The sequence below is a fragment of the Pseudomonas capeferrum genome (assembly GCF_000731675.1).
Classification (GTDB): Bacteria; Pseudomonadota; Gammaproteobacteria; order Pseudomonadales; family Pseudomonadaceae; genus Aquipseudomonas; species Aquipseudomonas capeferrum.
Genome location: NZ_JMIT01000002.1, coordinates 337,343 through 358,531 on the forward strand (window position 1 = coordinate 337,343; position 21,189 = coordinate 358,531).

22 protein-coding genes and 1 pseudogene are annotated in these 21,189 nt (G+C 64.3%); 11 read left to right on the forward strand and 12 right to left on the reverse strand.

From position 1 onward, the window contains the following. Positions 1 to 27: 27 nt before the first annotated feature. Together PC358_RS14060 and PC358_RS14065 are read right to left on the reverse strand one after the other, a co-directional pair. Positions 28 to 2,100, reverse strand: coding sequence for an LTA synthase family protein (locus PC358_RS14060; protein ID WP_033700640.1), 2,073 nt, complete (start codon positions 2,098 to 2,100; stop codon positions 28 to 30). 276 nt (positions 2,101 to 2,376) lie between these two features. Beyond that, positions 2,377 to 2,568 carry a PLDc N-terminal domain-containing protein gene (locus tag PC358_RS14065; protein WP_033700642.1) on the reverse strand — a complete coding sequence of 64 codons (192 nt, stop codon included), beginning with the start codon at positions 2,566 to 2,568 and terminating at the stop codon, positions 2,377 to 2,379. A gap of 127 nt (positions 2,569 to 2,695) precedes the next feature. Between PC358_RS14065 and PC358_RS14070 the strand changes: the two genes are divergently transcribed. After that, positions 2,696 to 3,634 (forward strand): ZIP family metal transporter, encoded by a 939-nt coding sequence (locus PC358_RS14070; RefSeq protein WP_033700643.1) that lies wholly within the window; start codon positions 2,696 to 2,698, stop codon positions 3,632 to 3,634. Between the two features lie 123 nt (positions 3,635 to 3,757). Here PC358_RS14070 and PC358_RS14075 read toward each other — a convergent pair whose 3' ends face one another. Beyond that, a complete protein-coding gene (locus tag PC358_RS14075; RefSeq protein WP_033700644.1) occupies positions 3,758 to 4,288 on the reverse strand; it encodes a hypothetical protein in 531 nt (176 codons plus the stop codon). Positions 4,289 to 4,347: 59 nt separating this feature from the next. After that, positions 4,348 to 4,872 carry an ankyrin repeat domain-containing protein gene (locus PC358_RS14080; RefSeq protein ID WP_033700645.1) on the reverse strand — a complete coding sequence of 175 codons (525 nt, stop codon included), beginning with the start codon at positions 4,870 to 4,872 and terminating at the stop codon, positions 4,348 to 4,350. Positions 4,873 to 5,138: 266 nt separating this feature from the next. Here PC358_RS14080 and PC358_RS14085 point away from each other — a divergent pair, with 266 nt between their 5' ends. Next, positions 5,139 to 5,411: a DUF3509 domain-containing protein gene (locus PC358_RS14085; RefSeq protein ID WP_033700646.1), complete on the forward strand. Its 273-nt coding sequence runs from the start codon at positions 5,139 to 5,141 to the stop codon at positions 5,409 to 5,411. Positions 5,412 to 5,469: 58 nt separating this feature from the next. On the opposite strand, the gene PC358_RS14090 is transcribed toward PC358_RS14085, so the two are convergent. The 3 genes from PC358_RS14090 to aroC form a co-directional block, all read right to left on the reverse strand. Next, positions 5,470 to 6,006: an oxidase gene (locus PC358_RS14090; protein ID WP_033700647.1), complete on the reverse strand. Its 537-nt coding sequence runs from the start codon at positions 6,004 to 6,006 to the stop codon at positions 5,470 to 5,472. Then, entirely contained in the window at positions 6,006 to 7,160 is a 1,155-nt protein-coding gene (locus PC358_RS14095; protein ID WP_033700648.1) for an MFS transporter, read from the reverse strand. Before PC358_RS14095 ends, PC358_RS14090 begins: the two co-directional genes overlap by 1 nt. Positions 7,161 to 7,237: 77 nt before the next feature. Next, positions 7,238 to 8,329: a chorismate synthase gene (gene aroC, locus PC358_RS14100; RefSeq protein ID WP_033700649.1), complete on the reverse strand. Its 1,092-nt coding sequence runs from the start codon at positions 8,327 to 8,329 to the stop codon at positions 7,238 to 7,240. Positions 8,330 to 8,469: 140 nt separating this feature from the next. Between aroC and PC358_RS14105 the strand changes: the two genes are divergently transcribed. Both PC358_RS14105 and PC358_RS14110 read left to right on the forward strand, forming a co-directional pair. Next, positions 8,470 to 9,432: an alpha/beta hydrolase gene (locus PC358_RS14105; protein ID WP_033700650.1), complete on the forward strand. Its 963-nt coding sequence runs from the start codon at positions 8,470 to 8,472 to the stop codon at positions 9,430 to 9,432. A 191-nt stretch (positions 9,433 to 9,623) separates the two neighbouring features. Then, a complete protein-coding gene (locus PC358_RS14110; protein WP_033700651.1) occupies positions 9,624 to 10,412 on the forward strand; it encodes a hypothetical protein in 789 nt (262 codons plus the stop codon). A 21-nt stretch (positions 10,413 to 10,433) separates the two neighbouring features. On the opposite strand, the gene prmB is transcribed toward PC358_RS14110, so the two are convergent. Continuing rightward, positions 10,434 to 11,342 carry a 50S ribosomal protein L3 N(5)-glutamine methyltransferase gene (gene prmB, locus PC358_RS14115; protein WP_033700652.1) on the reverse strand — a complete coding sequence of 303 codons (909 nt, stop codon included), beginning with the start codon at positions 11,340 to 11,342 and terminating at the stop codon, positions 10,434 to 10,436. Positions 11,343 to 11,521: 179 nt separating this feature from the next. Between prmB and PC358_RS14120 the strand changes: the two genes are divergently transcribed. The 5 genes from PC358_RS14120 (at position 11,522) to PC358_RS14140 (ending at position 14,220) form a co-directional block, all read left to right on the forward strand. Beyond that, a complete protein-coding gene (locus tag PC358_RS14120; RefSeq protein WP_033700653.1) occupies positions 11,522 to 12,112 on the forward strand; it encodes a cysteine hydrolase family protein in 591 nt (196 codons plus the stop codon). Positions 12,113 to 12,202: 90 nt separating this feature from the next. After that, positions 12,203 to 12,523: a hypothetical protein gene (locus tag PC358_RS14125; protein ID WP_033700654.1), complete on the forward strand. Its 321-nt coding sequence runs from the start codon at positions 12,203 to 12,205 to the stop codon at positions 12,521 to 12,523. A 96-nt stretch (positions 12,524 to 12,619) separates the two neighbouring features. Then, complete coding sequence (locus tag PC358_RS14130) at positions 12,620 to 13,180, forward strand: Smr/MutS family protein (RefSeq protein ID WP_033700655.1); 561 nt, start codon at positions 12,620 to 12,622, stop codon at positions 13,178 to 13,180. A 69-nt stretch (positions 13,181 to 13,249) separates the two neighbouring features. After that, entirely contained in the window at positions 13,250 to 13,795 is a 546-nt protein-coding gene (folE, locus tag PC358_RS14135) for a GTP cyclohydrolase I FolE (RefSeq protein ID WP_033700657.1), read from the forward strand. Positions 13,796 to 13,854: 59 nt separating this feature from the next. Beyond that, positions 13,855 to 14,220, forward strand: a complete 366-nt coding sequence (locus PC358_RS14140; protein ID WP_033700658.1) for a glutaredoxin — start codon at positions 13,855 to 13,857, stop codon at positions 14,218 to 14,220. Positions 14,221 to 14,239: 19 nt separating this feature from the next. Here PC358_RS14140 and PC358_RS14145 read toward each other — a convergent pair whose 3' ends face one another. Then, a complete protein-coding gene (locus PC358_RS14145) occupies positions 14,240 to 14,842 on the reverse strand; it encodes a glutathione S-transferase family protein (RefSeq protein ID WP_033700660.1) in 603 nt (200 codons plus the stop codon). 144 nt (positions 14,843 to 14,986) lie between these two features. Between PC358_RS14145 and PC358_RS14150 the strand changes: the two genes are divergently transcribed. After that, on the forward strand, positions 14,987 to 16,177 hold the full coding sequence (locus PC358_RS14150) for a benzoate/H(+) symporter BenE family transporter (protein ID WP_033700661.1): 1,191 nt from the start codon (positions 14,987 to 14,989) through the stop codon (positions 16,175 to 16,177). Positions 16,178 to 16,319: 142 nt separating this feature from the next. On the opposite strand, the gene PC358_RS28440 is transcribed toward PC358_RS14150, so the two are convergent. The 3 genes and pseudogenes from PC358_RS28440 to PC358_RS14160 all read right to left on the reverse strand — a co-directional run bounded on the left by PC358_RS28440 (position 16,320) and on the right by PC358_RS14160 (position 19,774). Beyond that, positions 16,320 to 17,192: a methyl-accepting chemotaxis protein gene (locus PC358_RS28440; protein WP_410011035.1), complete on the reverse strand. Its 873-nt coding sequence runs from the start codon at positions 17,190 to 17,192 to the stop codon at positions 16,320 to 16,322. Continuing rightward, positions 17,181 to 18,260 (reverse strand): annotated as a pseudogene (locus PC358_RS28445) (HAMP domain-containing protein); the annotation flags it as partial. The gene PC358_RS28440 and the pseudogene PC358_RS28445, both read right to left, overlap by 12 nt. A 116-nt stretch (positions 18,261 to 18,376) precedes the next feature. Continuing rightward, positions 18,377 to 19,774 (reverse strand): aminotransferase-like domain-containing protein, encoded by a 1,398-nt coding sequence (locus tag PC358_RS14160; RefSeq protein WP_033700663.1) that lies wholly within the window; start codon positions 19,772 to 19,774, stop codon positions 18,377 to 18,379. 136 nt (positions 19,775 to 19,910) lie between these two features. Here PC358_RS14160 and PC358_RS14165 point away from each other — a divergent pair, with 136 nt between their 5' ends. Then, a complete protein-coding gene (locus PC358_RS14165) occupies positions 19,911 to 21,080 on the forward strand; it encodes an MFS transporter (RefSeq protein WP_033700665.1) in 1,170 nt (389 codons plus the stop codon). The last annotated feature ends 109 nt before the right edge of the window (positions 21,081 to 21,189 follow it).

The window sequence follows — 21,189 nt, forward strand, 5'->3', positions numbered from 1 at the left end:
GGCCGCACGGCGGCCCCTGTTGCAGCGTTACTTCGGTGTGCCGTGCACGACACCTGCGGTGTTGTCCAACAGGCTCTTGGTCGCGGTCTGGATGTACGCTTCAAGCTTTTTCAGCATTTCCGGCTGGTCCGGGCTTTCGATCAGCTCGGCCTTGAACTCGCTGCCCAGTTGGTAGCGGTACATGCGCGGGCTCATGTCCTTGGACTCGATGAGGATGCGGTCACCCTGCACCAGGCCAACGATCTGCTCGCTGCCCGACGGCTTGATCATGCCAACGCCCTGGTCGCCCTCAGGCAGGTTGAGCAGGTCGCGGCCCCAGCACTGATGGCGGGTCTGGCCACCCAGGCGGCCCATGATGGTCGGTACGATGTCGACCTGGGTACCGACGGTGTGGTCGACCGCACCGAACTTCTCCTGGATGCCCGGGGCAATCAGCAGCAGCGGCACGTTGAAGCGGCCTAGGTCCAGTTCGGTGACCTGCTGGTGGTTGCCGAAGCCGTGGTCACCGACGATGACGAACAGCGTCTCCTTGAAGTACGGCTGTTTGCGCGCCTTCTCGAAGAACTGGCCCAGGGCCCAGTCGGAGTAACGCATGGCGGTCAGGTGCTCGTCCAGGCGGCCCTGGCCGGTGACCGGCTCTACCGGCAGGTCCTTGGGCAGCGCGTACGGGGTGTGGTTGGACAGGGTCTGCAGCAGCGCATAGATCGGCTTCTTGCCGTCGTGCTTGGCCAGTTCCTCGGCGCCACGGTCGAACATGTCCTGGTCGGACACACCCCAGGTCGGGTCGGAGAACACCGGGTTGACGAAGTCGTTACGGCCAATGAAGGTGGTCATGCCCTGGTTGCCGAAGAAACCGGACTGGTTGTCCCAGGCGAAGTCACCGTTGTAGACGTACACATCGTCGTAGTCGCGGGCGCTGAGCAGTGCCGGCAGGCCAGACAGCTTGTGGCCGCCTTCCGGGGTCTGCATCAGGTATTCGAAGCCTGGCAGGTTGGGGAAGCAAGCCATGGTGGCGAACATGCCCTGGTGAGTATGGGTGCCGTTGGAGAAGAAGCGGTCGAACAACAACCCTTCTTTGGCCAGCTTGTCAAAGTACGGGGTGATGTTGTTGGGGCTGCCCAGGGCGCCTACCGAGTGGCCGGCGAAGCTCTCCATGAGGATCACCACGACGTTTTTGATCGGCAGGGTGCGCTCGGCTGGCGGTACGAAGTCACGGCGGATCGCAGCCTCGTCGGCGTCGACCAGGGTATCGTGGGCGGTCAGCAGTTGCTCGCGCACGGTCTGCGTGGCCAGCGGCTGGTCCAGCACAGGCTTCCAGATATTGGCGCGGTCTTCGCCGAAGCGGCTCTTGGCTGCGTCAATCAGGGTCAGGGTGCCGTTCAGGCCAAGCTGGTTGACGAAGTTGGAGTCGGTGGTAAAGGCATCACCCCAACGCATCGGCGGGCCCTGGCGCAGGGTGCCACGGGCAGCAACCACGGCCACCAGCAGGATCACCATGAACACCGCCAGCCGGTTGTACCACTTTGCTGCAGGGCGCTGCAGGGTAGCGCCGGCCGACTGGCTGCCACGGGTCATGCGGTCGACGCCCTTGAACAGCAGGCTCAGCAGCCAGGTACCAACGACCCAGGCCAGCAGGTAGCGGACCACCGGGAAGCCGTACCAGAGCATGCTCATGACGGTCTTGGGGTCTTCCTTGATGTACTGGAACACCAGCCCGTTGAGGCGCTGGTGGAACTCGCGGTAGAAGTCCAGCTCCATCAGGCCGAGGAACATCACCACGCTCGAGGCGATGGTCAGCCACAGCCGGAACACGCCACGGCGGGCCATGGCCCAGGGGCTGAGAATGGCCAGCAGCAGCGGAATGCTGATGTACACCACCACCCGCAGGTCGAAGCGCAACCCGTTGAGGAAGCCTTCGGCGACGGTCGCATAGGGCGTATCGCCGATCATGTCGCTGTTGTAAACCAACAGCGCCAGGCGCACGAGGCTGAGCATCAGCATGATGACCAGGGCGCTGAGCAGCGTGTAGGCCAGGTGGGATTTCAGGGTCGGCGCGAACGACGCTCGCGCGCCCTGTCTCAAGGCATCCGTGTTAGCCATGAATGGGAAGGTCCTAGGATTGCGGGTTTGCGGAGATGGCGCTGGCTTATACCAACGCAGCATTGTGCGGGTGCGGATTCTGTTTAAACCAATGTGAAAATTTTGTCACGGCCGCATTTCTGCTTATTTCACAACCGTTGCCTGTGTGTGTGTGTAGGAGCGGCCTTGTGTCGCGAACGGGCTGCGCAGCGGCCCCTCGATTTCGGCGGTGCCGCACATATCAGGGGCCGCTGCGCGACCCGTTCGCGACGCAAGGCCGCTCCTACACACAGGGCGTCAGATGCGTATATTGCCCCTGGGCCCGGCAATCGCCCAGATCACCAGCCCGATCACCGGCAGCAGCGCGATCAGCAAAATCCACAGCACCTTGACCCCCACTTCGCTGCCGCTCTTGATCACATTGAGGATCGCCCAGATATCGAGCGCCAGAATGATCAGCCCAACCAGGCCATTGAATGTGGACCCCATGCCCGTTACTCCCCTGCAAAGACGTTGCAGCACAGCATAGCCAGCTATCACGTCGATAGAAGGGAATCCTTGGCCGATTGCGCGGGTCCTTGCTTAGACTGCCTGTATTCACTGATTCGAGGTTCGCATGCCACCCGCCCATACCGAAACGGCCACTTCCCCTTCGTTGCTGAGCGCCTGGCGACAACAGGTGGTGAACACCCCCTGGCTCAGCGCCGGCCTGGGCTTGAGCCTGCTAGCGGTCGTCGTGCTGCTGGCGGCGAGCCTGTGGAACGCGGTCAGCGGTGACCATGCCGACAACCTGCACCTGGCGTTGCTGGGCGGCCTGTCCGGTTTTGCTGCCACCGCCCTGGGGGCAGTCCTGGCCGTGGTGCTGCGCGATGTCAGCGCGCGCACCCAGGATGTGATGCTCGGTTTTGCTGCGGGCATGATGCTGGCAGCCAGTTCATTCTCGCTGATTCTGCCGGGCCTGGACGCCGCCCGCGAGATCACCGGCAACGGCCCGGCGGCGGCCTTCACCGTGGTGCTGGGCATGGGCCTGGGCGTGCTGCTGATGCTGGGCCTGGACCGTTTCACCCCGCACGAACATGAAAGCACTGGCCGATGCGGCCCAGAGGCAGAACGCATCAACCGGGTGTGGCTGTTCGTGCTGGCAATTACCTTGCACAACCTGCCCGAGGGCATGGCAATTGGTGTGAGCTTCGCCAATGGCGACATGAACATCGGCCTGCCGCTGACCAGCGCAATCGCCATCCAGGACATCCCTGAAGGCCTGGCCGTGGCCTTGGCCCTGCGGGCCACGGGGCTGTCGAACATGAAGGCGGCGCTGGTGGCGATCGGTTCGGGCTTGATGGAGCCGCTGGGCGCAGTCATCGGCCTGGGCATTTCCACCGGCTTCGCCTTGGCCTACCCGATTAGCATGGGGTTGGCGGCGGGGGCGATGATCTTCGTGGTGTCCCACGAGGTGATTCCAGAAACCCACCGCAACGGCCACCAGACGGCGGCGACCCTGGGGTTGATGGGCGGGTTCGGGGTGATGATGTTCCTGGATACCGCGCTGGGCTGAAGCGCTCGGTTGTCTGGGCCGGCCTCTTCGCGGGACAAGCCCGCTCCCACAAGTCTGAAGGTGCACTTAAACCTGTGGGAGCGGGCTTGTCCCGCGAAGAGGCCGGTACAGCAAGCGATCAGGTCAAACGTGAACCGCGACCTTCAAAGCCTCCAAAGCCGGCTCGACCTTGATCCCGACTTCGGCCCCCAGCTCCTGCACCCGTGCCAAGTCGTGCTGGCCCACCATCACCATCTGCAACTCATCATCCAGCAACTGGCTGAAATTGAGCAGCACATAACCACCAGCCTCCTTGTTCAAGGCCCCCATCTGCACCTGGATACGATTGAGTGCGGTCAGCGGCTCGGTGCGCGCCAGCTGCTTGGCTTTGAGGGTGAATGGCACGCTCTTGTCGAACGAATCGGTGATGTTCTGGAACAGCTCTTGGTAGCTGTCTGCTTGGAACAACACGGTGTCCGGCAGGCTGCCGAGCACGACCCACTCACCCAAGGCAATGGGGAAGCTGTCGTCGTAGTTGATGTCCGGATTGGCCGCCAGGAAGGCGGCTGGGTCGGCGTAGGCCTGTGCGGCCTCGTCGGCGATGCGCTCGATGTCTTCCTCGCGCATGCAGCCGGCGCCAATGAGGGTGATGAGTTCGAGCAACTGGTTTTTCATGTAGGGGGCCTGCGGCGGGTGAAAAGTCGCCAAGGATAGCCGCAAACGCCCCCTCAGGGTTAGCCGGCCAGCGCTTGCAAGCGCGCTACCGCATCGACTGCGCCCATGGTTTGCGCGGCCATCAGCGCGGTGGCGCCACGGGCATCCTGGCGCGCCGGGTCGGCACCTTGGGCCAGCAAGTAGTCGATGATCTCGCGGCGGTTGAACATGGCCGCCAGCATCAGCGCGGTGCGCCCGTCCTGGGCGGCGGCATCCACCGGCACGCCATGCTCCAGCAGCAGGCGGATCATCGCCAGGTCGCCTTTGAACGCAGCGCCGGCAATCGGCAGTTGCCCATTGTCATTGGCAAGCAGCGGGTCGGCGCTGTGTTCCAGCAGCACGCGAACCGCGTCGTGGTGGCCGTGATAGCTGGCCAACATCAGCAGGGTGTCACCCTTGTGATTGCGCAGGTTGGCCGGCAGACCGCTGGCAAGCAAGCGCCCGAGCATGTCGGCATCGCCTTGGCGGGCACGCTCGAAGACCTGCTCGGCAAAGGCCGCTGTTTCGTCATCGGTCATGGCGGCGGGCGCGGGTTGGGTGGACATGTTGAACCTCCTGGCAGAAATGATTGCCTAATTTTTTGTCAGGCAAGCCCGGCGGGTCAAAGGTTCAGATTCTATCGAGCCGATAGTTAACTCAGGGCTCGTGCAAAATGCACTGTGCAAAATGCACGACCATGCAGGTTGCACGAGACAGCCCTGGCGAAATAAGCTCAAGACATTGATTTTAAAGGACTTTTAGCTAGAAAGTTTTTTGGCACGGTCGCTGCAACCATCAACTCACGTCTGCCACACAACAGTCAGGAGTTGATATGGACCTCATCCAGGAAAAGTTCGTCTCGGTGTTTTCGGCCTACCAGGTCGCTACCCAGCCCCGCCCCGATGGTGGTGTCTTGCTGACCCTGCGTGCCGCTGATGGCAAGGTTACCCGCCGCGTGTTGACCTACGGGCAACTGCACAGCGCCGAGCAGCTGTCCTGGGCGATCAGCGCCATTCGCCGTGACCTGGCTGAACAGGCGAGCGAACTGCCCGTCATTACCATGCTGCAGAGCCAGCAACGGTTTGCATTGCCGACCTATCGCTGATTCTTTTGCCGGTTTCTTCGCGGGGCAGACTTGCTCCGCGAAGAAACCGGCACACGTATCACAGCTCGTCGATGCCCAAGAACGCTCGGGCAGTCTCGTCCCCGGTAAGCCTCGCCTGCATCCCCTGCTCACTGCCAAACAACCGCAACGCCACGCAGAACGGCGTCTCCCCCAGCTCTACCCAGCGCCGCGTGCCGGCCGGGACCACCAGCTGGTCACCCTTCTCGCACAGCACCGAATACACGAACCCACCCAGGCGCAAGCCCACCTGCGCCCGCCCGCTGACGACCGCAAACACCTCTTCGGCGTCATGCACGTGTTCATCACGCACATCGGCCTGCAGCGGGTCCGCGCCGTCACGGTTGAGTACCGCGAAGACCGTACTGCCATGGCCGGTCATCAGTTGATCGAGGTAGTCGCCGCACGCGGCCATGACCTCGTCTGTGGCGCTGCCGGGGCGAACCCTTAGCTCAAGCGGGCGGTGGACGAAGCGCACGCCCTGCTCGGCCAGCGTGGCCTGTATATCGTCGTGGTGGGTCAGCAGCTTGTTCGGCAGCTCCGGGCTGGACGGGTGGAAAACGCTGAGGATACTCATCAGTGGCGGGTCCTGGTCGATTGCGAACAAAGGGCAATGATAACGGCTGCGGCCAAGGCTGCGGCACTGGCCATACCAAAGGTGAAGGCTGGCCCCAGCAGGTTCCAGCTGTAGCCCGAATACAAGGCGCCAAGCGCACCGCCGGTGCCCGACAGTGCCGCGTACAACGCCTGGCCCTGGCCTTGCTGGCGCGCGCCGAAGCTGGCCTGGACGAACGCAATGCAAGCGGCATGAAAGCAACCGAAAGTAGCCGCGTGCATCACCTGGGCCAGCACGAGCACTGCCGGGTCATCCGCCAAGGTGCCAAGCAACAGCCAGCGCACGGCGGCCAACAGGAAGCTGGCCAGCAGCACCCGCTGCACGGAAAACCGCGCGAAGACCCGGCTCATGGCCATGAACACCAGCACCTCGGCCACCACCCCCAGCGCCCACAACAGGCCGATGGCGCCACGGCTGTAGCCCAGGTGCTCCAAGTGCAGGGTGAGGAAGGTGTAGTACGGCCCGTGGCTGAGCTGCATCAGCGCCACGCACACATAGAACGCGATAACCCCAGGCGCCCGTAGCTGCTGCACGAAGCCCCCCGTGCCGCTGCGCTCGCCCTGCTCCACCGGCTGGGCATTGGGCACCCACAGGCTGGCGGCGACGATACCGGCCATGATCGTGACGAGGGCTACCGGGTAAATGTCCAGGCTCAGCCACTCGAACAACCGGCCCAAGCCGACCACGGTCAGGATGAAACCGATCGAGCCCCACAGGCGTACCTGGCTGTAGCGGGACGTCTGCCCGTGCAGGTGGGCCAGGGTGATGACCTCGAACTGCGGCAGCACCGCGTGCCAGAAAAACGCATGCAAGGCCATGACCAGCGCCAGCCAGGCGTAGCTCTTGCCGAAGAAGATCAGGGCGAAGCTGGCCAAGGTGGACAACGCCCCCAGGCGCACGATCAGCAGGCGCTGGCCGGTACGGTCGCCCAGCCAGCCCCACAGGTTGGGCGCGATGCAGCGCATCAGCATGGGGATGGCCACCAGCTCGCCGATGCGCGCCGGGGAGAAACCCAGGTGGTCGAAGTACAACGCCAGGAAGGGGGCGGTGGAGCCCAGCAGGGCGAAGTAGAAAAGGTAGAAGCTGGACAGGCGCCAGTAGGGAATCGGGGACATGGTGGCTCAGCCAGTTTTGTTGTTGCCTTTACCAGCCTCTTCGCGGCTAAACCCGCGAAGAGGCTGGTACCGACGAATCAGAGCTGGCCCAGCACCGGGGTACTGACCTTGACCTCGGCATTCTGCGCACGGTGACGCAGCAGGTGGTCCATCAGCGCAATGGCCATCATCGCCTCGGCGATCGGCGTGGCGCGGATGCCGACACACGGGTCATGACGCCCCTTGGTGATCACTTCGACCGGATTACCATTCACATCGATCGAGCGGCCCGGCACCGTGATGCTCGACGTCGGTTTCAGCGCCAGGTGCGCAACGATAGGCTGCCCCGAGGAAATACCGCCAAGAATGCCGCCAGCGTTGTTGCTGAGGAAGCCTTCCGGGGTCATTTCGTCACGGTGCTCGGTGCCACGCTGGGCGACACTGGCAAAGCCCGCGCCGATTTCCACACCCTTGACCGCGTTGATGCTCATCAGCGCATGGGCAAGTTCCGCGTCGAGGCGGTCGAAGATGGGCTCGCCCAGGCCCGGCATCACCCCTTCGGCGACCACGGTGATCTTGGCCCCAACCGAATCCTGGTCGCGGCGCAGCTGGTCCATGTAGGCCTCGAGCTCCGGCACCTTGTCCGGGTCGGGGCTGAAGAAGGCGTTCTGCTCTACCGATGCCCAGGTCTTGAACGGGATCTCGATCGGGCCGAGCTGGCTCATGTAGCCGCGCACGGTGATGCCCTGGGTGGCCAGGTACTTCTTGGCGATGGCCCCCGCCGCCACGCGCATGGCGGTTTCGCGGGCCGAGCTGCGCCCGCCGCCGCGGTAATCTCGCTCACCGTACTTGTGGTGGTAGGTGTAGTCGGCGTGCGCCGGGCGGAACAGGTCCTTGATCGCCGAATAGTCCTTGGACTTCTGGTCGGTGTTGCGGATCAGCAGGCCGATCGAGCAGCCCGTGGTACGGCCTTCGAACACACCGGAGAGGATTTCCACCTCGTCCGGCTCCTGGCGCTGGGTGGTGTGCCGGCTGGTGCCGGGCTTGCGCCGGTCGAGGTCATGCTGCAGGTCGGCCAGGGAGATCTCCAGGCCCGGTGGGCATCCATCGACAATGGCGACCAACGCCGGGCCATGGCTTTCGCCAGCGGTGGTGACAGTGAACAGCTTGCCGTAGGTATTGCCGGACATGGACGCTCCGCGAGTCTGCCTGAGATGAACGAAAGCGGCAGTATACGGAAAATTTCAACAGGAATGGTCGTCTGTACTGGCCTTGCGAACCTTCACGCAAACATTAGGTCATATTCATCACCTCCCCACCGTAGTACCCCATGATGCCGCGCCTCGTCGCCCTGCTTTTCATGCTCTGTGCCAGCCTCGCCCAGGCCGCCTCCCCCACCGTCCTGCAACGCCCCATCGACCTGGACACCGGCCAGGGCGTGCTGCACGGCAGCCTGCTGTTGCCGCAGCAGGCCACCCCGCCCCCCGTGGTGTTGATCATCGCTGGTTCCGGCCCGACGGACCGCGACGGCAACAACCCGGCCTCGGGGCGTATCGACAACCTCAAGCGGCTGGCCCTGTTGCTGGCCGGCGACCACATTGCCAGCGTGCGCTTCGACAAACGTGGCGTGGCCGCCAGCCAACCGGCGACGCCCGACGAACGTGACCTCAGCGTCGAGCGCTATGTCGCCGATGTGGTGGCCTGGAGCCGCAAGCTCAAGGCCGACCCGCGTTTCGGCCCACTGATTCTGGTCGGCCACAGCGAAGGCGCGCTGATCGCCAGCCTGGCTGCCGAGCAGGCCGGCGCCAGCGCGGTGATCACCCTGGCCGGCAGCGGCCGGCCGCTGGCTGAGGTGCTGCGCGAACAGCTGGCCCAGCGCCTGCCGCCCGCCCAACTGGCCCGTGGCAGTGCCTTGCTCGACCGCCTGCAGGCTGGGCAGACCAGCCTGGACGTACCCGCTCCGCTGCGCCAGGTGTTCCGCCCCAGCGTGCAGCCCTACCTGATTTCGCTGTTCCGGCAGAACCCGGCGGCGGCGTTCGCGCAACTGCCGATGCCGGCGCTGATTGTCCAGGGCCGTAATGACGTGCAGGTCGACGTGACCGATGCCGAACGCCTGAAGGCAGCTAAACCTGATGCGCAACTGGTCTTGATCGATGGCATGAACCACATGCTGCGCATCAGCCCCAAGGGCATGAGCCAGCAACGTGACAGCTACCTCAACCCAGAGCTGCCTCTGGCTCGCGAACTGGGGGAGCGAATCGTGACGTTCATCCAGCATTTGCCATCGGCCTGACCCTCAGGTCTTGAACGCCGCTGCCGATAACGTGGGTGGTGGCGAGAATCCGGGGCCGCTGCGCAGCCCTTTCGCGACGCAAGGCCGCTCCTACAAAAAAGCACGCGATGCCCTGTAGGGGTGGCCTTGCGTCGCGAAAGGGGCACGCAGTGCCCCCTCAGGCTGCCAGCACGTACATAAGGACAGCCCTGATGACCATTGCCCCTACCGCCGTAGACCCGGCCGAACAGCCACAACCCGAGGACGGCGCCACGCTGCCTTGGGCAGACCTTGCCGTCGAACACTTCCAGCTGTTGCGCCTGGCGCCCCTGCCCACCGACCGCGCCACCGGCGCCCGCCCGCTGCGGTTCGTGCAGTTCGGCTATGCCGAGCGCCACGACAAGGCGCACAGCCTGCTGCGTATGGAAATCCAGCTGCCTGGGCAAAAAGTGCGCAAAGAGCAGAACCACCTGGACATCCGCGTCGACCACGCCGAGCGCCGGGTGCGCATTGGCAGCGACCAGGGCCTGCAACTGGAGCCGCTGAACCGCGGCATCGGCCGCTTCATGCTGGCCCAGGCCGTGCAATGGTTGCAGCGCAAGTGGTCGCATTACCAGGTCGAAGGCATGGCACTGCCGAACAAGGATGCCCTGAGCGAGGATTCACGCCTGCGCCGCGACCAGTTCCTGCATGGGGTTGGCATCAAGGTCGAATATGAAGACCCTCAGCACCTGAAAGGCCGCACCGTGGAAATCACGGTGGGCCAGCTCAAGGCCGCCTGGAGCAACGAGCGGCTGCAGCGGGTCGAGATTCTCGACGCGGCCAACCTGCTGCAGCAGGCCGACCAGCAGTTGCAAGAGAAGGAAGGCCAACTGCGTGAGCGGGATGAGCGGGTGGCCAAGTACCGGCGCGAAGACGGCGGGTTGCGCTTTACCATCACCTGCCTGGTGGCCTTTGCGGTGTTTCAGGCCGGGTTGCTGATCTGGATTGCAACCCGCTGAAAGGGTGGCTGCAGCCCCAAGTCAAACGCGGGCTTTGAACAGCTCCTGATGCTGGCGGCACTGCTCGGCCGTCAGCATGAACACCCCATGCCCGCCACGCTCGAACTCCAGCCAGGCAAAATCCACCTCGGGGTACAGCGACTCGACATGCACCTGGCTGTTGCCCACTTCGACGATCAGCAAACCCTTGTCGTTGAGGTGGTCTGCCGCCTCGGCAAGCATGCGCCGCACCAGGTCCAGGCCATCGTTACCGCAGGCCAGGCCCAGTTCGGGCTCGTGGTGGTACTCGGCCGGCATGTCATCGAAGTCTTCGGCGTCGACGTACGGCGGGTTGGACAGGATCAGGTCGAAACGCTGCCCTGGAAGGCCATCGAAGCCGTCGCCCTGCACGGTGTAGACGCGCATGTCCAGGCCATGCCGTTCGATGTTCTGGTTCGCCACCTCAAGGGCATCGAACGACAGGTCACCCAGCACCACTTCAGCCTCGGGGAACACTTCGGCCGCCACGATGCCGATGCAACCGGAGCCTGTGCACAGGTCGAGAATGCGCGCAGGCTCTGACGCCAGCCACGGCTCGAAACGTTTTTCGATCAGCTCGCCAATGGGCGAACGGGGCACCAGCACCCGCTCGTCGACGATGAACGACATGCCGCAAAACCACGCCTCGCCCAACAAGTAGGCGGTTGGCACACGCTCTTCGATGCGCCGCTTCAACAGGTGCTGCAGGCGCACGCGCTCGTCGTCCTCGAGCATGCAGTCCAGGTAGCTGTCGGCCACCTCCCACGGCAGGTGCACGGCGCCCAGCACCAGCAAGCGGGCTTCGTCCCAGGCGTTGTCGGCACCGTGGCCGAAGAACAGCTCGCGCTCGTGGAAGCGGCTGACCGCCCAGCGGATGTAGTCGCGCAGCGTGCGCAGACGGGATGTGATCACGGGGTACTCCTAATTCAGACCGTACAAAAGTCTAACAGCCCAACCCGCACAAATGTTCCTTCGGGTCGCTCAAAGGCTAGCCACAGGCCAGTAACTACGCCGCTTGCGATGTCAACCATTCCCATTGACGCCAAGGCAAGGGACAATAGGTATACAAAAGCCCTTCCAAGGAGCCCTTGATGTCCGTTCCAACCACGATGTTCCGCCTCACTGGCCGCGACTACCCGCCGGCCAAGTTGAGCCACGCCAGCCTGATCATCATCGATGCGCAGAAGGAGTACCTGAGTGGTCCCCTGGCGCTGTCGGGCATGGACGAGGCCGTGGCCAACATCGCCCGGTTGCTCGACGCTGCGCGCAAGAGCGGCCGCCCGATCATCCACGTCCGCCACCTGGGCACTGTCGGTGGCCGCTTCGACCCACAAGGCAGCGGCGGCCAGTTCATCCCCGGGCTGGAGCCGCACGATGGCGAAATCGTCATTGAAAAGCGCATGCCCAACGCGTTCAAGAACACCAAGCTGCACGACACTTTGCAGGAGCTTGGCCACCTGGACCTGATCGTCTGCGGTTTCATGAGCCATTCCAGCGTCAGCACCACCGTGCGCCGCGCCAAGGACTATGGTTATCGGTGCACCCTGGTGGAGGACGCCTCGGCGACCCGCGACCTGGCGTTCAAGGACGGAGTGATCCCGGCCGCGCAGATCCACCAGTGTGAAATGGCCGTGATGGCCGACAACTTCGCCTGTGTCGCCCCTACCGCCAGCCTGATCTGATCCAAAGGCCGGTAATTACCGCCCGGCAGCCGGGCGGAACCCAACGGGCGAGCGCAGGTCGAATTCCGGATATCCACAGAGGAAATCGGAATGAAGCTCAAAGGCAGTTTCGACGCCAAGCGCCTGCGCCCGCGCGAACCACGCAACTGGGGCGCTCGCCTGGCCGCCGGCCTGTCGGCCCTGCTGGCAACGCTGGGTGTGCTGCTGGCCATGGCCGGCATCGCCGGCCTGCTGGGCAATTACCCGGCCCTGGCCGAACTCAATGCCAACCGGCCGCTGTCGGCCACCCTCACGGCAGGGGGGTTGTTATTGCTGTGGCTGGGCGTGAGGTTTTGGCGGCGTAGCCGCATTCGCCTGCGCCGTGGCCGTGAGCTGAACCTGTCGCCGCATTTGATGAAAAAGCACGACTGACGTTTCCACTGATGCCGCGAAGAAGCCCGCGCAGACTACACATGGCTGCACAGCCGCCCACAGTCGCGTAAACTACGCCGCCCACGTGGAGGCATCATGCAAGACAACGACTTTTCCCTGTTCCATGCCGAAGTGCGCGGCGTCAAGCCGATCAAGCACGACCGTGCCGAGGTCGGCAAACCCAAGGCCGACCGCAAGCAACTGGCCGGCCTGCGGCAGGCGGCCACCGTGCGCAGCGACAAGGCACTGGTGATCGATGGCATGTCCGACCAGTTCGTCATCGACGTCGGCGCCGAAGACGAGTTGATGTGGCGCCGTGACGGCGTGCAAGAAACCCAGCTGCGCAAACTCAAACTCGGCCAGATCGCCTTCGAGGGCAGCCTCGACCTGCACGGCATGACCGTCGAGAAAGCCCGTGAGACCCTCTGGGACTTCATCGCCGAGGCCACCAAGCTGGAAGTGCGCTGCGTGCGCGTCACCCACGGCAAGGCCGCACGCCTCGACGGCAAGCGCCCGATGATCAAGAGTCACGTCAACACCTGGCTGCGTCAGCACCCGCAAGTGCTCGGTTTTGCCTCGTGCAATGCGCGCCATGGCGGCACCGGCGCAGTCTACGTGATGCTCAAACGAACCATGCTTGAAGGACGCGACGAGTAACGCCGCGCTTGCAGCGCCGCCCTTGCCGCCGTACCCTTCGTTTTTGCGATTTTTCCCACAGGTAGATACATGTCCCTGGAACAGAACTACACCGAGATTCTCAGCCAGATCGGCGAGGACGTCTCCCGTGAGGGCCTGCTCGACACGCCCAAGCGGGCTGCAAAGGCCATGAAGTACCTTTGCCGCGGTTATGAGCAGACGCTGGAAGAAGTCACCAACGGCGCGCTGTTCACCTCCGATAACAGCGAGATGGTGCTGGTCCGGGACATCGAGCTGTACTCGATGTGCGAGCACCACATGCTGCCTTTCATCGGCAAAGCTCACGTTGCCTACCTGCCCAAGGGCAAGGTTCTGGGCCTGTCGAAAGTTGCCCGCATCGTCGACATGTACGCCCGTCGCCTGCAGATACAGGAAAACCTCAGCCGCCAGGTCGCCGAAGCTGTCGAGAAGGTGACCGGCGCCGCTGGCGTGGCCGTGGTGATCGAAGCCAAGCACATGTGCATGATGATGCGCGGTGTCGAGAAGCAGAACTCGAGCATGATCACCTCGGTGATGCTGGGCGAGTTCCGCGAAAACGCGGCCACCCGCAGCGAGTTCCTCAGCCTGATCAAGTGATCGGCTGGTGATCCCGAGCCGACCCTGCGGGGTCGGCTTTTTCTTTTCAGGAGTTGCCCATGATCGTCAAAGCCCTACGGGTTGGCCTCGGCCAGCTCATCGTGTTCGGCGACTGGATCAGCCGCCCAGCCAAGCGCAAGCGCGATGCCGCCGCCCAGGCGCGCGTCGAGCAAGCGGCCAGTAGCCTCGCGCTGTACCAGTTCCATGCCTGCCCATTCTGCGTCAAGACCCGCCGCACCCTGCACCGCCTGAATGTGCCGATGGCGTTGCGTGACGCCAAGAACGACCCGGTGCATCGCCAGGCGCTGCTCGAAGGCGGAGGCCGGGTCAAAGTGCCGTGCCTGCGCATCGAGGAAGACGGCAAGGTGAGCTGGATGTACGAGTCCAAGGCGATCATTGCCTACCTGGACAAGCGCTTCGCCTGACCTCTAGGCACGGGCCGGCTCAGCCCACCATCGGCACATGCCGAGGGTGGCTGGCCACCCGCTCCAGCCAGGCCCTGACCGCCGGGTAGTCCGCCAGGTCGAACCCACCCTGCTGGGCCACATGGGTATAGGCATACAGCGCCACATCGGCAATCGAATAGCGCTCGCCGACCAGGTACGGCGTCATCTGCAACTGCCGCTCCATGACCTTGAGCGCCTTGTAGCCACCTTTGTGCAGCTTGCGGTATTCCTCCAGCCGGTCATCCGGCAGCCCCAGGTAGAACTGAATGAACCGCGCCACGGCGATGTAAGGCTCATGGCTGTACTGCTCGAAGAACTGCCACTGCAACACCTGCGTGCGCAAGCGCGGCTCGGTAGGCAGGAAGTCACTGCCGTCGGCAAGGAAGTTGAGGATGGCGTTGGACTCCCACAGGTACGTGCCGTCTTCCAGCTCCAGCACCGGCACCTTGCCATTGGGGTTCATCGCCAGGAACTCGGGGGTCTCGGTCTCCCCCTTGAGAATATCCACCGGGTGCCACTCATACGGCCGACCCAGCAGGCTCAACATCAGCTTGACCTTGTAGCAGTTGCCCGACTGGTAGTCCCCATAAACCTTGTACATCGCCCTCCCCTCCCATGCAGTTGTGCATTCGTGCCCAATAGTTGGCGACTGTACGGCTAAAAGCAATGGCCGCTGTATGGCAAGGATCAACCTTGCTCGCGTTAGTCTGAAAAAACTGCTTACACCTTTACAAGGATTTTTTTCATGACCGATGCCACCTCCGCCCGCCTGCGGCCCCTGGCAGACAGCTCCCCGTCGGCGGTTGTCGCCGGCTTCATTGCCATGCTCACCGGCTATACCAGCTCACTGGTGCTGATGTTCCAGGCCGGCCAGGCGGCAGGGCTGACCAGCGCGCAGATTTCGTCCTGGATCTGGGCGCTGTCGATCGGCATGGCGGTGTGCAGCATTGGCCTGTCGCTGCGCTATCGCACGCCGATCACCGTGGCCTGGTCGACCCCCGGCGCCGCGCTGCTGATCACAAGCCTGGGCGGGGTGAGTTATGGTGAGGCCATCGGCGCCTACATCACCTGCGCCGTGCTGGTGCTGATCTGCGGCCTGACTGGCAGTTTCGAGCGACTGGTCAAGCGTATTCCGGCCTCGTTGGCCTCGGCGCTGCTGGCCGGCATCCTGTTCAAGATCGGCAGCGAGATCTTCGTCGCCGCCCAGCACCGCACGCTGCTGGTGCTTGGCATGTTCTTCAGCTACCTGCTGGTCAAACGTCTGTCACCGCGCTACTGCGTGCTGGCTGCGCTGCTGGTCGGCACCGCGCTGTCCGGCGCCCTTGGCCTGCTGGACTTCAGCGGGTTCAGCCTGGAAGTGGCAACGCCGGTATGGACAACGCCGAGCTTCTCGCTGGCGGCGACCATCAGCATCGGTATTCCGCTGTTCGTGGTGGCCATGACCTCGCAGAACATGCCCGGCGTGGCCGTGCTGCGTGCCGACGGCTACCAGGTGCCCGCCTCGCCGCTGATCTCGGCTACCGGGTTTGCCTCGTTGCTGCTGGCACCGTTCGGCTCGCACGGGGTCAACCTGGCGGCGATCAGCGCGGCGATCTGCACCGGGCCGCACGCCCATGAAGACCCGAGCAAGCGTTATACCGCGGCAGTGTGGTGCGGGATTTTCTATGGCATTGCCGGGGTATTCGGGGCGACCTTGGCGGCATTGTTTGCCGCGCTGCCGAAAGAGCTGGTGCTGTCAATTGCGGCCTTGGCGTTGTTCGGCTCGATCATGAACGGGTTGACCGTAGCCATGGGTGAGGCGCGTGAGCGTGAGGCGGCGTTGATCACCTTCATGGTCACGGCTTCAGGGTTGACGCTGTTCTCCATTGGCTCGGCGTTCTGGGGGATCGTGGCGGGGGTGTTGACCTTGCTGATCCTCAACCCACGTAGAGCCTGACGGTTTTTGTAGCTTGTGTCGGCCTCTTCGCGGGGCAAGCCCGCTCCCACAGAGACTGCACTCCCACAGAGACTGTGCTTACTGTGGGAGCGGGCTTGCCCCGCGAAGAGGCCAGTACAGGCAACAGAGATAGGGGCCAGGCTCACAACCTGAAATGCCCCACCATCCCTTTCAAATCAGTGCCCAACTGCGCCAGCTCGACACTCGACCTGGCGTTGTCCTGCATCGCCAACGCCGCCTGATCGGCACTGCCGCGGATCTGCGTGACGCTGCGGCTGATCTCTTCGGCTACCGAGCTCTGCTGCTCGGCCGCCGCCGCAATCTGCTGGTTCATCTGCTGAATCAATGAAACCGCCACGGCGATGCTGCCCAGCGCGCTTTCGGTCTGCAACGCATCGGCCACCGCCAGGCGCACCAGCTCGGTGCTGCCGCGGATCTGTGCCACCGACTGCTGGGCATTGCCGCGCAGGCTGGCGACCAGGCTTTCGATCTGCTCGGTCGATTGCCGGGTACGTCGGGCCAGCGCCCGAACCTCGTCAGCCACTACCGCGAACCCACGCCCCTGCTCGCCGGCACGAGCCGCCTCGATCGCGGCGTTGAGCGCCAGCAGGTTGGTCTGCTCAGCGACGCTCTTGATCACTTCGAGCACATCACCAATGGTATGGATCTCTGCGCTGAGGCTGTCGATGCCGGCACTGGCCGCCTCTGCGGCTGTCGCCAACTGTTCGATACGCTGCATGCTCTGACGCACCACCTGCTGCCCGGACTCGACCTTGTCGTCGGCCGACTGGGCCGCCTGCGCTGCCTCCTCGGCATTGCGCGCCACATCGTGCACAGTGGCAGTCATCTGCTGCATGGCGGTCGCCACCTGCTCGGTCTCCTCCTTCTGGCTGCCCACCTCGCGGTTGGTCTGCTCGGTCACCGCTGACAACGCCTGGGCGCTGCCGGCCAGTTGCTCGATGCCCTGCTGCAACCCGCTGACAATGCCCGACAGGCCGGCCGCCATCTGCTGCATGGCCTGCAACAACTGCCCAACCTCATCGCTGCGCGGCGCTTCTGCCTCCAGGCCTAACTCGCCCGCAGCAATGCGCTGGGCGCGGGCGATGACGCGCTTGAGCGGGCCAACCACCGCGCGAGTGATCAGCCAGGCAGCCAGCACGCCGGCCAACAGTGCAAGCCCCGTGGCCAGGGCAATGGCCAGGGCATTGCGGGACAATTCGCCCTGCAAGGCCTGCTCCTGTCCCAGGTAGGCCTGGTCGACCCGGCCGGTGACCTGCTCGGCCCGCGCCTGCAACTCGGCCTTGAGGCCTTGCTCCTTGGCCAGCAGGTCGGTGTATTCGTTGAGCTTGTCGGAGAAGCTGCCGATGTGCCCGGCTACTTCACCCAGCACACTCTGGTAGCCGGCATCGCTGACGGCGCCCTTGAGCTGTTCGACCAGGTTCGCGGCTTCGAGGGTCTGGGCGATGCGCGCCTGGCCGACGCCCTCTTCACCCTTGCGGCTCTTTTCCAGGCGCACGCGGGCTTCGTCCATCGCCTGCAGCATCAGCCGTGAAACCTGCGCCACTTGCCCAGCCTGCTCAAGAAACTCACCGCCCTGCTGGCCCTGGGATTGCTTGAGGGTGTAGGTGCCGTCATCGGCCAGCCCGGCCTGCAGCACATCAAGGTTGTTGGCCACGCTGGACACCGACCAACTGGCCATGTCCAGCGCCAGCTCCTTGGCCTGCACCGCCTCGACAAAGGCCTCGAACGCCTGCCCGTAAGCGCCCAGCTCAGCCTCGGCCGCCGCCAGCGCCGGCAAGCCACGGGCGCGCTCGGCCAACCCCTGCAAACCGCTGCGCAACGCCTCGGCCTGCTTGATATCAGAGCTCAGGGCAAAGGTTTGTTCGTGCTGGCGCAACCTGAGCAGGTCGGTATTGAACTGGGCCAGCTGGCGCAAGCCGTCAAAGCGCTGGCCCACACTGTGCAACGCGGCGATGCCAATGGCCGCCACCGCCAGGGTCAGCAACAGCACCAGGGTAAAGCCCAGGCCCAGTTTGCGGGCCATGCCCAGGTTGGCCAGAACACCGTGCTTGGTCGCACCCATCGCCGATTCCCCTTCACCTTGTCAGGTTTGCCGAAGGCCAAGCGTGGCAACGATGCCAGTCCACTCACAAGGGCCTGACGCCAGAATAGTGTCAAATAGCTATGAGCGTGTCGCTATCAGTGTGCTGGGGGTCGCCCTGCGTATTTCAAGAAGGCCTGGGCGCGAGAATCCTGCCCGTAAGCGACATTGATGCGCAGCCAGGCGCTGGCGGCGCCCTGGTAATCGAAGGCGCTACCAGGGGTGAGCAGCACCGAATGCTCCAGCGCCAGTTGCTCGAGGCTGGCGAAGTCACGCCCCGGTACCCTGGCCCAGACGAACATGCCGCCATAGGGTTCACAGAACACCTCCCAGCCTGCTTGCTCCAGTTGCCCAAGCAGCTTGGCCATGTGCTGACCCAGGCGCAACCGCAGGCGTTGCACGCTTTTGCGGTAACTGCCGTTGGCCAGCATCTGCCCGACCACCTGCTCGGCAAACCGCGATGTGCCGATGCCGCTGACCATTTTCAGTTCAGCCAGCCGCGCCAGCAACAAGGGCTCGGCAACCAGGTAGCCGACCCGCAACGAGCTGCTCAGGGTCTTGGAGAAGCTGGCCATGTAGATCACCCGCTGCTCGCTGTCCAGCGTGGCCAGGCGCGTTGCCGGGCCCTCCTGGAAGTCGGCGTAGATATCGTCTTCGATGATGCGCAGGTCGTGCTCGCGGGCCAGTTCCAGCAGGCGGTAGGCCACTTTGGGGGTGAGGCTGGTGCCCGTCGGGTTGTGGTACAGGCTGTTGATGAACAGGCATCGTGGGCGATGCTCCGCAAGCAAGCGCTCCAGCGCAGCCAAGTCTGGGCCCTCGGCCAGGCGCGGCACGGGCAACATGCGCACGTGGTGCTGGCGCAGCAGGTTGAACAGGTTGTAGTAACCGGGGTTTTCCACCAGCACCGTATCGCCTGGGCGCAGCAGCGTGCGTACCAACAGGTCGAGGCCATGGCTGGCGCCCTGGGTAGTGAGGATGCGCTCCGGGCCGGCGGCGATATCCAGGCGCGCCAGGCGCTTGTGCAGTTGCTGGCGCAAGCTGGCCAGGCCCAGGGGTGGGCAGTAGTCGAGCAGGTCTTGCGGGTTGCCGCGGCTGACCAGGCGTACGGCCTGGGCCAGCTCGGTGGTGGCACGCCAGCTGTTGGGCAACCAGCCACAACCGAGCTTGAGCAGTTCGTCATGGCCCTCGCGAAATTGCCGCCAGTGACCATCGCCGGCCTCGCCCCAGGGCTGGCCATCATCGGCCCCGCCCCCTGGTTTGCGCTCGGCGACGAAGAAACCGGTGCCGTGCCGCGCCTCCAGCCAGCCGCTGGCGACCAGGCGATCATAGGCCTCGATCACACAAGACGCGCTGACCGCCTGGCTGTGCGCCAGTGCACGGATCGACGGCAGGCGCGCCCCGGGGCGCAGGCGCTGCTGGTCGATCCAGGTTTGCAGGTGGTCGGTGAGTTGTTGCACCAGGGGGGTGCTGCTGGAGCGGTTCAGGGAGAAGTGCATGGTAAGTGTTCGCGGATTTTGAGCGAACAGTTAAGCATAAATGAGCGGTGGGTGTGTCTGGTTGCGGCGGCGGATAAAGGTCAGTGTGGGCAGGGCCTCTTCGCGGGGCAGATACATAAACTTCAGGATCCCACCCATGCCCTGCGCCTCCACCCGATTAGCCTTCGCTCTGTGCCTGATCACTCTGGCGGTCAACCTCCAGGCCCCGCTCTATATCACCTACGCCGACCTCTCCGGGCAAGGCGCCGCCGCCACCGCAGTGGCCTTCTCCGGCTACGTGCTGGGCGTGCTGCCAGTGCTGCTGGCCCTGGGCGGGCTGGCCGACCGGGTCGGGCGCCGGCCGATGATAATCGCCGCGCTGCTGCTGTCGATGGTCGCCACCGTGCTGATGCTGCTGGCCCCCAGCCTGCAAACCCTCGGCCTGGCGCGGCTGTTCCTGGGCCTGGGCACCGGCCTGGCCTCGGCCACGGCCACCGCCTACATGAGCGAGCTGATGGGCAGCGACGGCAGCGGCCGCGCTGCCAACTGGGTTACCGCCAGCACCTCGCTGGGCTTTGGCCTGGGCGCGGCGCTTACCAGCCTGTTCCTGCTGCGCGGCCCAAGCCTGAGCCCTGGCAGCTTCCACCTGCAACTGCTGCTGGCCGTCGTTGCCCTGGTGCTGGTGTGGCGCCTGCCCGACCCACGCCCGGCACAACGCAGCGCCATGCTGCGCCTGCCGTACTACCCGCGTGGCAGCGTTGCCTATGGCCTGGCCATTCTGCTGGCCTGGGCCTGCGTGGGCCTAGTCATCGCCCTGCTGCCGGGGATCCTGCGCCAGCATGGCCTGAGCGCGTGGTCAGGGTTCTCGACCTTCTGTGTGATCAGTTGCGGCTTGTTGTTCCAGCCGATGGCCCGTCGCCTTTCGAGCCTCAAGGCCGCACTGCTGGGGCTGGTGATTTTGCCGTGCAGCTACGCGGTGCTGGCCTGGGGTGCCGACAGCGGGCAACTGGCTGCGGTCTTGCTGGGCGCCGTGGCGGCCAGCAGTGCGTGTTATGGGTTTATCTACCTGGGCGGCCTGGCGGCGGTGAACCAACTGGCCGGCAGCGAGAAAACCCGAGCCAGTGCCGGGTTCTTCTTGCTGGCGTACCTGGGGTTCAGCTTGCCGGTGATCTTTACCGGGTTGCTCAGCGACCGGTTGGGCGCGCGGGTGGCCTTGCTGGTGTTTGGTGGGGTGCTGGTGCTGGGGTGTGTGCTGGTTGGCCTGGCACTTGTGGTGTCTGCCCGAGCAGCTTTGCCAGAAAAGCCGCTGGTGCAGGTACGCCACTGATTGTAGGAGCGGCCTTGCGTCGCGAACGGGCTGCGTAGCGGCCCCGCGGTCTCAGCTTCGCCGCATAGATTGCTGGGGCCGCTACGCGCCCCTTTCGCGACGCAAGGCC

Bases quoted from the DNA above. Each gene is read 5' to 3' on its own strand.
- PC358_RS14165 (WP_033700665.1), top strand. From the start codon at position 19,911: ATGCCCTGCGCCTCCACCCGATTAGCCTTCGCTCTGTGCCTGATCACT.
- PC358_RS14085 (WP_033700646.1), top strand. From the start codon at position 5,139: ATGGACCTCATCCAGGAAAAGTTCGTCTCGGTGTTTTCGGCCTACCAG.
- PC358_RS14110 (WP_033700651.1), top strand. From the start codon at position 9,624: ATGACCATTGCCCCTACCGCCGTAGACCCGGCCGAACAGCCACAACCC.
- PC358_RS14095 (WP_033700648.1), bottom strand. From the start codon at position 7,160: ATGTCCCCGATTCCCTACTGGCGCCTGTCCAGCTTCTACCTTTTCTAC.
- PC358_RS14105 (WP_033700650.1), top strand. From the start codon at position 8,470: ATGATGCCGCGCCTCGTCGCCCTGCTTTTCATGCTCTGTGCCAGCCTC.
- PC358_RS14120 (WP_033700653.1), top strand. From the start codon at position 11,522: ATGTCCGTTCCAACCACGATGTTCCGCCTCACTGGCCGCGACTACCCG.
- PC358_RS14075 (WP_033700644.1), bottom strand. From the start codon at position 4,288: ATGAAAAACCAGTTGCTCGAACTCATCACCCTCATTGGCGCCGGCTGC.
- aroC (WP_033700649.1), bottom strand. From the start codon at position 8,329: ATGTCCGGCAATACCTACGGCAAGCTGTTCACTGTCACCACCGCTGGC.
- PC358_RS14090 (WP_033700647.1), bottom strand. From the start codon at position 6,006: ATGAGTATCCTCAGCGTTTTCCACCCGTCCAGCCCGGAGCTGCCGAAC.
- PC358_RS14130 (WP_033700655.1), top strand. From the start codon at position 12,620: ATGCAAGACAACGACTTTTCCCTGTTCCATGCCGAAGTGCGCGGCGTC.
- PC358_RS14070 (WP_033700643.1), top strand. From the start codon at position 2,696: ATGCCACCCGCCCATACCGAAACGGCCACTTCCCCTTCGTTGCTGAGC.
- PC358_RS14060 (WP_033700640.1), bottom strand. From the start codon at position 2,100: ATGGCTAACACGGATGCCTTGAGACAGGGCGCGCGAGCGTCGTTCGCG.
- PC358_RS14160 (WP_033700663.1), bottom strand. From the start codon at position 19,774: ATGCACTTCTCCCTGAACCGCTCCAGCAGCACCCCCCTGGTGCAACAA.
- PC358_RS28440 (WP_410011035.1), bottom strand. From the start codon at position 17,192: ATGCAGCAGATGGCGGCCGGCCTGTCGGGCATTGTCAGCGGGTTGCAG.
- PC358_RS14145 (WP_033700660.1), bottom strand. From the start codon at position 14,842: ATGTACAAGGTTTATGGGGACTACCAGTCGGGCAACTGCTACAAGGTC.
- PC358_RS14065 (WP_033700642.1), bottom strand. From the start codon at position 2,568: ATGGGGTCCACATTCAATGGCCTGGTTGGGCTGATCATTCTGGCGCTC.
- folE (WP_033700657.1), top strand. From the start codon at position 13,250: ATGTCCCTGGAACAGAACTACACCGAGATTCTCAGCCAGATCGGCGAG.
- PC358_RS14080 (WP_033700645.1), bottom strand. From the start codon at position 4,872: ATGTCCACCCAACCCGCGCCCGCCGCCATGACCGATGACGAAACAGCG.
- PC358_RS14140 (WP_033700658.1), top strand. From the start codon at position 13,855: ATGATCGTCAAAGCCCTACGGGTTGGCCTCGGCCAGCTCATCGTGTTC.
- PC358_RS14125 (WP_033700654.1), top strand. From the start codon at position 12,203: ATGAAGCTCAAAGGCAGTTTCGACGCCAAGCGCCTGCGCCCGCGCGAA.
- PC358_RS14150 (WP_033700661.1), top strand. From the start codon at position 14,987: ATGACCGATGCCACCTCCGCCCGCCTGCGGCCCCTGGCAGACAGCTCC.